The following is a 9,736-nucleotide window of genomic DNA, read 5'->3' on the forward strand; positions in this document are numbered from 1 at the left end:
TGTGCGCATGTCCGGTTCCGCAGCCGCCGCGTCAATCCGGACCGCGTCAACCTCGGACGGATCAGTCGCGTAGGAGAATCTCTGTCAACGCGCCAATCACCGCATCAGGCATTCCGTTCGCCGCGAATAATCCATCCCCGAAGCTGGGTGCCGTCTTGAAGGTGCGCAACGCGCCAATCGCACGTACGCCTTGCTCATATATCGCCCTCATCGCATGTTCCTTGGAGCCATACGGCATTTGCGCGTGCATGAGCACATTGAGTGCATCGTGTTCAACCGGATTGTCCGCGATGTGCAAGCCTCCCCTGATCGCGACATTCAAACCCGCGGAAGACGGCACCTGACGTACGGTGACCGATAGGCTCAGCGTACGCGCATCATAAGAGGTTTCCACACTGTCGCAGGGGGTGTCGTCGATATCGACGCCGATATTGGCGGGATTGACGTCAGCGACACCGCGGAACACCATCGTCCAGTCGCGCTGTGACGGGACTGCGTCGGTCTTGCCTTCAACCGGGGCGACCGTGAACAGCGAGCTGCCGCCACCGTCAGCGTCCGTACAGCCGGCATCCCTCCAATTGAAGGACATGCGGGTAGTTGCGGTGTGGATGTCTGCTTCGCCGATTTGCGCGGATTGCGCAGACGGCACGAAGACCCCATCATCCTCAATCATCGCGAAGCGGCCATTCGCGCCGGGGAACACCAGTACGCGCAGGGATTGCGGATTGTCCAGATCGTTGACGGCATCGCCATCGCCGAGCTCCTGCAACGGCACGATGCCTCCCGCCTGGGCAAACACAGGAATGCGATCGATGGCGCGCCATACTTCCAACCGTCGCCCGGACGGGTTCGAAGAAGCGTACCGACGACCGTCGAAGAAGTCATACCATTCGCCCTGCGGCAACCATGCGTCGGCGCGACCGAGTCGGGCGGAATCGTCATCATCCGAGACAATCGGCGCAACCAACAGCTGCGTGCCGAAACGGAATTCATCCGGGACTTCATATGCCTGCGGATTATTCGGGTCGGCCCAATACATCGGTTCGACGAGCGGCATGCCTTCGAACGCCGCCCGGTAGTTCATGGTGTACAGGTACGGCAACATCATGTGACGCAACCGCAGAGCGTCCACCATGGCATGCCGGACATCAGCGGAGAAATTCCAAGGCTCTTTGCCCATGAACTGCGAGTTGCTGGAATGCAGACGATTGATTGGGCTGAAAGCGCCGAGCTGGTACCAGCGCGCCTCCAAGTGCTCGTCCCGGTATCCGCACATATGCCCGCCGATATCGTGGCTCCACCATCCGTAACCAATATTCGATGCGGTCGCGGTGAAATACGGCTGGAATTGCAATGATTTCCAAGTCACGACGGTATCCCCGGAGAATCCGACCGGGTACCGATGCGACCCCGGACCCGCATAACGCGAGAAAGTCAGCGGCCAGCCATGGCCACGGCCAGAATCCAGATAGTGCAAGTGGTTCAGCGCCCACAACGGGTCAAGCCCAGGCTGACGGGTCACACCGCCCTGCTGCCAGTCGAGCCACCAGAAATCAACACCTTCGGCTTCCAACCGATGATGCATGTCAAGGTACGCGCTCACGAAATCCGGATTTGTCAGGTCGAATTCCACCGCCTCTTCGGTCGTGGGATCAATGCCGACCCGCTTGGCCACTTGCCGGTAATCATCTTCAAACGCACGTACACCGTCCCGAGGATGCACATTCAGCGTGACTTTGAGTCCGCGCCGGTGCAGATCATGCAGTAATGCCTTGTGGTCGGGGAACAGCTGCCTGTTCCACGAATATCCGGTCCAGCCGGAGCCGTATTTCGGATCGATGTCGTCAACACGATGCCAGTCCATATCAATCACCGATGTGGTGAACGGGATGCCTTCGCGCTTGAAGCGGTCCATGAGCTCAAGATACTCGTCCTGGGTGTACCGGTAATACCGGCTCCACCAGTTGCCGAGCGCAAAACGCGGCAGCAGCGGCGTCGGCCCGGCGAGCCGGTAGAAGTCCCGCACCGCCTCGCTGTAGCGTCGACCATAGCCGAAGAAGTACAGGTCGGTTTCCTGGTGGTCTCGAGGCATGATCCAAGCACCGAGAGGGTTCGGCTTGCCGTTCACCTCATCCGTCAGTACGATCACATTCGCCGCGGAATCGTCGATCACCGCCCAGCCGTCCCGCGAAATCACCCCGTCTCCCAGCGCGATCTCGCCATCGGCCTCATCAAGCGTACGCGCGGTGCCCTTGAGATTATGCTTCGGTTCGTCTCCGTAGTGCCAAGTGTTGAACTGGGAGTCCGCCATACCTTTGACGACCACGCTCAGCCCTTCTTTGCTGAACGGTTTGCCGTCATATGTAATGTACAGGGCCGGGGTGTCAATGATGAGCAATCCGTTGCGATGCGTCACCGTGAACCACGGTTGGGTGCCGAAATCACGGCTGACGACCATCTGCGTGGGATTGTCCTCGAATTCACCTGAATCGGACCATTCGAAACGAATCAGCGATTCGGTCAGGATCCCGATGCGCCAATGGTCTCCCTGTACAATCGACGACGCACGCATCGTCGGATGCGTGGAACGCACGTATGCCACGAATACGTTGTCCTGATGGCCGACGTTGACTGGTGTTTCTGCCATGTTGTCCCCTTCACTTGCCGCTGCCTGTCGCAATGCCGGCGATGAACTGCTTCTGGAAAATCATATATACGATGATGACCGGGACAATCGCCAATGACGTTGCGGCGAACAGCCCGCCATAATCCGTACCATACTGACCGTTGAACGCTTTCAGACCGACGGCGAGCAGCTGCTTACGCTCGTCGGTAATCATCAGGAACGGCCACAGATAATCTTCCCAATTCCACAGGAATGTGAAAATCGCGAGCGCAGCGATGGTGTTATGGCTCATCGGCAAAATGATGCTGTGGAAAATCCTCAGGTCCGAAGCGCCATCCAATTTCGCGGCCTCGATCAATTCGTCGGAGATGCCAGAAATGGATTGGCGGAACAGGAAAATGCCGAAAGCGCTAATCATGCCGGGCAGCACAAGCGATGTGTAGGTATCCTGCAATCCCCACTTCGTGAACATCTCATATTGAGGGATGATGGTCACTGCCCAAGGAATCATCATCGTGCTCATGACGATGCCAAACAACAGATTGCGCCCGCGGAACCGCATTTTTGAAAACACGTATCCGAGCACCGCGCTGGTGTAGATGGCGATTGCGGTTTTCAGCACTGCCACCACCAGCGAATTGGCGAACAACCGCATGAAATTGAATTTTGCCTGAATGCTCACGTAATTGTCGATCGTGGACGGTCGGGGGAATAATCCGCCGGTTACTTTGACAATCTCACTGTTCGGAGCAAACGATGAGATGAACATCCAAATGAATGGAACAATGGTGATTATTGCGGCGACGAACAGCAAAGCCGTAAGAATGATGCCGCCGATTTTGCGGGCTTTCATGCCAATCCCTCCGAATCTCCCGAGACCTTGAACATGATCAAGGTGAGCGCACCGGTGAACAGGAACAGGATGACCGCCTGCGCCGATGCAATGCCAAAGTTGTACTTCTGGAACGCCTGGTCAAAAATGAGATAGCTGATGGTGTAGGTGGACGTGCCCGGCCCGCCTTCGGTCATCACAAGAATCTGCACGTATGCTTGCAAATAGCTGATCAGCGACGTGATTACGATGAACAGCGTGGTCGATTTCAGCAGCGGCAACGTGATCCTGAAGAATGTCTGCACCGAGTTGGCGCCGTCAATGGCCGCCGCCTCATACACGTCCCGCGGAAGATTCATCAGGCCAGCCAAGTACAGCACCGTAGCGTATCCGAAATCCTTCCAGATGGTCATGATGATGATCGCCGGCATGGCCCACTTGGTATCATGCAACCAGTTGATGTCGAGTCCGGTGATCTTGTCGACCATGCCGAACTGCGGGTCGAACATCCACATCCATACGAAGGACACCGCCACAAGCGGCGTAACGGTCGGCATGTAGAAGAGTCCGCGGAGCGTGTCCTTGCATTTGACGAGTTTGGCGCTCAGCAGCAGAGCCAGGCCGAGGCCGAGCACGATGCGGAAGAATGTGGAGACGCCAGCGAATACCGCGGTATTCCACATGGAACGCCAGAAGAGCCCGTCGGTCAGAATCTGCTTGAAATTATCAAGCCCCACCCAATCGTATGTTCCGACCAGGGGGTTCCAGTTATGCAGACTCCCCGCGAACGCTTTGACAATCGGATATGCCAGGAATACCGCAAAGTAGACTACGAGGAATGTTACCGCCATATTCCGTAAGGTGAATATTCTCGATAGTATCGATTCACCGTTGTTCTTGTTCATAGAAGCTCGCCTCTCTCCACTCAGGAGATGTGAATTGTTCGATGCCGAATCAGATCAGATCGAACGCGCGTATTAAGGAGGTGCGGCCGCAGCGCAGAGGAAAAACCACGCTGCGGCCGCCGGATGGGGGTTGGGAAGAGAAAGAACCCCAAGCTGTCACTTGTGTTCGTCAAAGAAAGCGTATTTGTTTTCCAGCGACACGAAATCAGAATTCTTCATATCTGCATCCATCTGGTTTTGAGCCTCTTTGAGCGCTTTGTCGATGGACATGCCGTTTTGGAAGACGTTCTGGAAGGCGATCGTTCCGCTGGATTCAACCGTGGACGGCGCCGGGCCGGGCCAAATCAGCCGCTTGACACGTGGCTGGATGGCAGCCATGACCGGCTCCGCGAGGATTTCTTTGTCGTCCTGCAACGTGACCTTCGCCGGGAAGGAATTCAATTCAGCGACCGCTTCGCGGATATAGTCGTCATTGGCGAGCAGATACTTGATGAAGTCCTGAGCGACCGCCTGCTGCTCTTTGCTCTGGTTCTTGTTGACACCAGGAGTCGATTCACCGTTATAGCGGTCGTATGCGAATGGCGTGCCCTTGGTGAAGGTCGGCGTGGCGAACACCCCGTAGTCGATGTCGGGATACTTCTCCTTCATGGTGCCTTCCATATGGCCCCACGCATAGATCATCGCGGTTTGTCCGTTGCCGAAGCTCTGCGTGTAATCGTTGCCGAAGTCGACAGACCCGACCTTGTACTTGTCATACAGGTTCTTGAGGAACTGCATGTTCTCCTTGGTCACATTATTGTCGTAATTGGCCTTCTTGCCGTCCTTGGTGAACAGCAGTTCGCCTTTCTGATAGTTCAAGCCTTGATAGATCGCGCTGTACGCATCGCCGTTGAAGTTAAAACCGGCTTGGGTGATCTTGCCGCCGTCGGTCTTTGTCAGCTTCTGGGCGATAGGGATGAACTCATCCCACGTGGTCGGGATATCGGCGTCGGTGAGACCGGCCTCTTTCCACATGGTCTTGTTGTAGTAGATGTTGCCGGTGTTGATCACCGAATCGATGTACTTGACTTTGCCGTTGTTGTCTTCATGCACCGCAGCTGTGGAGTAGTCGGATTCCAACGCTTTCGTGTCGATGTTATAGTCGGCAGCATATGGTCTGATTAACGCGTCGTAAGAATTGTGAATGTTGAACAAGGCCGGACCATTCTTGCCCTTGAGCGCGAGCGGCAGTTTGGTCCAGTAATCATCCCAGGAAACATTCACTGTTTTGATAGTGACGTTCGGATAGGTTTTAGTATACGAGTCGATCATCTTGAAGACCGGGTCGGTGCCTTTACTGCCCCAGCTCCAATATTCAATCTGGATGGGTTTCCCGCCGTTGACAAGGTGGTTCGGGTCATAGGTGATGGCATCTCCCATGACCTTGAGGCCCTTATCCGCCTTGGTGTCCGTAGTTCCTGAAGCGGTGCCGCCGCCGCATGCCGCCAAACCGGCGATGCATACGGCAGCCACTGCCGCGACAATGCTTTTCTTGACGTTCATGTCACTCCTCACGTCGTTGTAATGGTTGAGTCCGTCTACGTCTTCGTGGACTTTTCATTGTCCCGCCGACAAGCAATAGCATACGATAAGGGTTTCATATTGGCAATACGCCGTTTTATATGATGTAACCGTTCTCATTTGAAAACCGTTTCATTGCAAGGCGTGAGCACGTTTTACTTGCGATAGCAGCGGCGTGTCGAATTGTAACCAGTTTCATTTCTTGTGTTCTTGACGTTGCAAGGTGAATATCGTGATAGGCTGATGCAAGCAGCAGATTGTTCGGAGGTGTCATGAAGGCAAGCATCGGCGATGTGGCGCTGAAAGCAGGGGTATCAAACGCTACGGTGTCGCGCACTTTTGCGCACCCGGAACAGGTATCGGAAACGACGCGATCGAAAGTGCTTGCGGCCGCCAACGCCTTGAACTTCAGCGTCTCCCGATCAGCCGGTATCCTGAAATCAGGTAGGACGTATCGCATAGCCCTGTTGGTCGGCAGCCGAACCATCGAGTGGTTCACCGCCGAAATCATCGCCGGTCTCAACGATGTGCTTCGCGATGCCGGGTACGATTTGGTAATCTACCCGATTGAAGGATTGGAGGCCCGCGACGCGTTCTTCGAAAAACTCCCCGTACGCAGCAATGCGGATGCGGTGTTCGTCTCTTCATTCGGCATCAGCCCTGATGAAGTCAAGCGTCTCGGCACCGCAAAAATCCCCATCATCGGCATCAATACCACCTGCGAGGGATTCGATGCGACGGTCGGCATCAATGACAAAGAGGGCATCAAACTGATTGTCCGGCACCTCGTCAAGTTGGGGCATCGCAATCTGCTGTATCTGTACGAGATTTTTTCGTCGACACTGGGCTTCAGCTCGCATAATCGCATCGTCGGTTTTCAAGAAGCCTGCAATGCCATTGGCGGATTGACCGCCCGCACTCTGGGAGTGCAAGAAGGGGATAATATCCTGGACGTCGCCATTTCCGAGATGATGGCATCGGACAACCCGCCGACCGCATTGTGTTTCCACCAAGATTCGCAAGCAGTTCCATTATTCTTCCGACTGCAGCGCAGTGGCCTGTCCATACCTGAAGACATCTCCGTAACGGGATTTGATGACAGCACGTTCGCAAAAGAGGCGGAGCTCACTACAGTTCGTCAACGCCCATACGATATGGCTGTCAAAGCGGCGCAAAAAGCCCTGGCATTGATTGAAGGACGGCCAGTGCATGAACCCTTTGAGACCTTCCCCGTTCAGCTGCAAGTGCGTGGGTCCACAGCCAAGCCTCGCACTTCTCCACTGTTGTAAACCTGCTGACGCAACGGACGCCCGATCCGCCGTGCATGCCAGAGTCACTGCGGCCGCCGCAGTGGTGCCGCCGCAGTGACGTAACCGCAGTGATGCAACCAGCATAGTGACCACCGGATTGTAGCAAACCCCGAGCCAGTGCCCCTAACGTTGTGGACTCCTGGACAGTGAACGCAGGAACGATGCCACCGGAGTAATGCTACCGACGAAGTGGACTACCCCGTCGCAACGGACAGCGGAATAATGATGCCAACGAAACGCCGGATTGCAACAAACAAGCGTAGTCGAAACGGCACCGCAGCAATCCCGCCAAAGTGGTGTCTCCGAAGTGATTCCACCAGCATAGTGACCGACGCTGTAATGCAACAGCCGTGGTGATACCCGTAGACACTTCAGCGACTTCGATCATCCGTCTGGATTCGAGTAATCGAGATATTCTGACGGACCATCGCTGATATTCATGGTTGCTGCTGGCACAGCGTATACGATGAATACACCTGACTTGACGGACACAGTGCCGTCATCATGCGGGCATACGCTGGTCTCATACGCTGATTTCATATGTCACGCGCGATTTCATGTACTAGTTGAATCCACGCTATCTAGAACGACGAGGGTCTCAGCGATGCACGCAACTTAGATGTGTCACCCAGCGAAGCGAGCGGCGGCGCAGCTCGTTAGCAAGTCAAGGATGCCGTTACTCGGGCCACCGATCCATCCATGCCATGAGCTTAGAGACACTGGTCTCATCCCATGCTGACATGCGTGGCCCATCCAAGTCCCTGTTGTATGGCTGGTCAAAGACTACGACGTGTTCGCCGGCTTGCCGCAATGCGAGAATATTCGCTGGGGAGTCATCAATGTGAATGGACGCGTGCATTGTGTCTTTCAAACCGGTGAAGCACAAGGACATATATGGGATATGGTTGTCATCAAGCCATTTGGCCGTATCTGAGACGACAATCTGATGCTGTCCGGAAACAAACAAGCGATGGGTAACGACTCTGATGTATACGTGCGCATCTGCAAGACGTTGCAAGGCCTCGGGCACGCCATTGATGACTGGCATGGTCGCATAAAGGTGGTCGGCTTCTGCCTCTTTGTGAGCCTGCTTGTACTCATCTACCGTGCTAAACGGCCAACCGGTCGCCAATGTCATTTCGTACCTAGTCATATCTGGAAAAGTATCGGCTGCCATACGACCAGCACGAACAAGCCACTGACGCATGGCTTCCGTATAATCCGCGCAGACGCCGTCAAGATCTAAATCCAGAACACGATACACATCAGTGCCTGCAGAATCGACATCCGCATGAGGTGACTCATAATTCGACGGAACCATAGAACCTCTCCTAAGCTAAGCCGTAACCAGAAACAAGATATATTTCTCATGATATGAGGGCGACACGCCGGGGCGGAAATCTGAATCTGATGGTTCAAGAGTAATGAAGCAAAATACAATGCGCATGTTTACAAGGATTGAGAATACAGGTTTAACAAACGATTGGGATTGCCAAAGAATAGACGCTGAAACATGAAAACCAGAACGAGAGCTCGAAGCAGGCATGTTGAGCAACGGACGTGCGCAATCTTGCTGCGGGTCATATGTGCGATTTTTGATTCCCGGTGTGCCGGTGTCGTGTGTCCGGGTATGGGATTCGCCTCGCGTGTCCGGCATGCCCTGTCGTGATCATCCGGGCGTGTTCGCGTGTGTGTCCGGGGTATGTGAAAAGGGAGGGGGCACGTGTGGTGTCCCCTCCCTTTCAAGGTTTGGGTGCGGCGGCGTGCTACTCTCCCACACCCTTCCGGGTGCAGTACCATCGCCGTGCCAGGTCTTAGCTTCCGGGTTCGGAATGGGTCCGGGCGTCTCCCCTGGGCCATGGCCGCCGCAAATCTTCAATTGTCATCCCGCGGGCCATCACGCCCGTGGGGGCTGGTGTGGTGGGTTGGGGACCGGATAGTGGACGCGACTGAAGGATTGATCCATGTGACGTGCAGGGTGTCTCCCTGTCGTCCGGGTGATGCTCTCGTTTGTTCTTGCCACCCTGTATGGGCGGGTGTGTGTGTTGCCGTTCGACTGTTAGTACCGGTCGGCTCCACCCCTCGCGGGGCTTCCACGTCCGGCCTATCAACCACGTGTTCTCCATGGAGTCTCCAGACCCCCAGGGGGGTCACGGAATCCTGATCTCGGAGCAGGCTTCCCGCTTAGATGCTTTCAGCGGTTATCCCTCCCGAACGTAGCCAACCGGCCGCGCCACTGGCGTGACGACCGGCATACCAGAGGTTCGTCCACCCAGGTCCTCTCGTACTATGGGCAGGCCTCCTCAGGATTCCAACGAGCGCAGAGGATAGAGACCAAACTGTCTCACGACGTTCTGAACCCAGCTCGCGTGCCGCTTTGATCGGCGAACAGCCGAACCCTTGGGACCTGCTCCAGCCCCAGGATGCGACGAGCCGACATCGAGGTGCCAAACCATCCCGTCGATATGGACTCTTGGGAATGATCAGCCTGTTATCCCCGGGG

Annotated in this window: 6 protein-coding genes and 2 rRNA genes; 1 reads left to right on the forward strand and 7 read right to left on the reverse strand. The window is 55.5% G+C overall.

Features of this window, described 5'->3' with window-relative positions:
• Positions 1 to 61: 61 nt before the first annotated feature.
• The 4 genes from CQR48_RS07875 to CQR48_RS07890 all read right to left on the reverse strand — a co-directional run bounded on the left by CQR48_RS07875 (position 62) and on the right by CQR48_RS07890 (position 5,905).
• Positions 62 to 2,572 (reverse strand): glycoside hydrolase family 31 protein, encoded by a 2,511-nt coding sequence (locus CQR48_RS07875; protein ID WP_244898975.1) that lies wholly within the window; start codon positions 2,570 to 2,572, stop codon positions 62 to 64.
• A gap of 85 nt (positions 2,573 to 2,657) precedes the next feature.
• Positions 2,658 to 3,479 (reverse strand): carbohydrate ABC transporter permease, encoded by an 822-nt coding sequence (locus CQR48_RS07880; protein ID WP_029575713.1) that lies wholly within the window; start codon positions 3,477 to 3,479, stop codon positions 2,658 to 2,660.
• A complete protein-coding gene (locus CQR48_RS07885; RefSeq protein WP_101452527.1) occupies positions 3,476 to 4,363 on the reverse strand; it encodes a carbohydrate ABC transporter permease in 888 nt (295 codons plus the stop codon). Before CQR48_RS07885 ends, CQR48_RS07880 begins: the two co-directional genes overlap by 4 nt.
• 156 nt (positions 4,364 to 4,519) lie before the next feature.
• Positions 4,520 to 5,905 carry an extracellular solute-binding protein gene (locus tag CQR48_RS07890; protein ID WP_101452528.1) on the reverse strand — a complete coding sequence of 462 codons (1,386 nt, stop codon included), beginning with the start codon at positions 5,903 to 5,905 and terminating at the stop codon, positions 4,520 to 4,522.
• Positions 5,906 to 6,195: 290 nt separating this feature from the next.
• Between CQR48_RS07890 and CQR48_RS07895 the strand changes: the two genes are divergently transcribed.
• Positions 6,196 to 7,212: a LacI family DNA-binding transcriptional regulator gene (locus CQR48_RS07895; protein WP_101452529.1), complete on the forward strand. Its 1,017-nt coding sequence runs from the start codon at positions 6,196 to 6,198 to the stop codon at positions 7,210 to 7,212.
• A 697-nt stretch (positions 7,213 to 7,909) separates the two neighbouring features.
• Here the strand turns inward: CQR48_RS07895 and CQR48_RS07900 are convergent.
• The 3 genes from CQR48_RS07900 to CQR48_RS07910 form a co-directional block, all read right to left on the reverse strand.
• Positions 7,910 to 8,554 carry a 5' nucleotidase, NT5C type gene (locus tag CQR48_RS07900; RefSeq protein ID WP_101452530.1) on the reverse strand — a complete coding sequence of 215 codons (645 nt, stop codon included), beginning with the start codon at positions 8,552 to 8,554 and terminating at the stop codon, positions 7,910 to 7,912.
• A 432-nt stretch (positions 8,555 to 8,986) separates the two neighbouring features.
• Positions 8,987 to 9,103 (reverse strand): 5S ribosomal RNA (rrf, locus tag CQR48_RS07905).
• Positions 9,104 to 9,272: 169 nt separating this feature from the next.
• Positions 9,273 to 9,736, reverse strand: a 23S ribosomal RNA gene (locus CQR48_RS07910); the annotation flags it as partial.

Source organism: Bifidobacterium thermophilum, assembly GCF_002846655.1.
Lineage (GTDB): Bacteria > Actinomycetota > Actinomycetes > Actinomycetales > Bifidobacteriaceae > Bifidobacterium > Bifidobacterium thermophilum.

Bases quoted from the DNA above. Each gene is read 5' to 3' on its own strand.
- CQR48_RS07895 (WP_101452529.1), top strand. From the start codon at position 6,196: ATGAAGGCAAGCATCGGCGATGTGGCGCTGAAAGCAGGGGTATCAAAC.
- CQR48_RS07890 (WP_101452528.1), bottom strand. From the start codon at position 5,905: ATGAACGTCAAGAAAAGCATTGTCGCGGCAGTGGCTGCCGTATGCATC.
- CQR48_RS07880 (WP_029575713.1), bottom strand. From the start codon at position 3,479: ATGAAAGCCCGCAAAATCGGCGGCATCATTCTTACGGCTTTGCTGTTC.
- CQR48_RS07875 (WP_244898975.1), bottom strand. From the start codon at position 2,572: ATGCGTGCGTCGTCGATTGTACAGGGAGACCATTGGCGCATCGGGATC.
- CQR48_RS07885 (WP_101452527.1), bottom strand. From the start codon at position 4,363: ATGAACAAGAACAACGGTGAATCGATACTATCGAGAATATTCACCTTA.
- CQR48_RS07900 (WP_101452530.1), bottom strand. From the start codon at position 8,554: ATGGTTCCGTCGAATTATGAGTCACCTCATGCGGATGTCGATTCTGCA.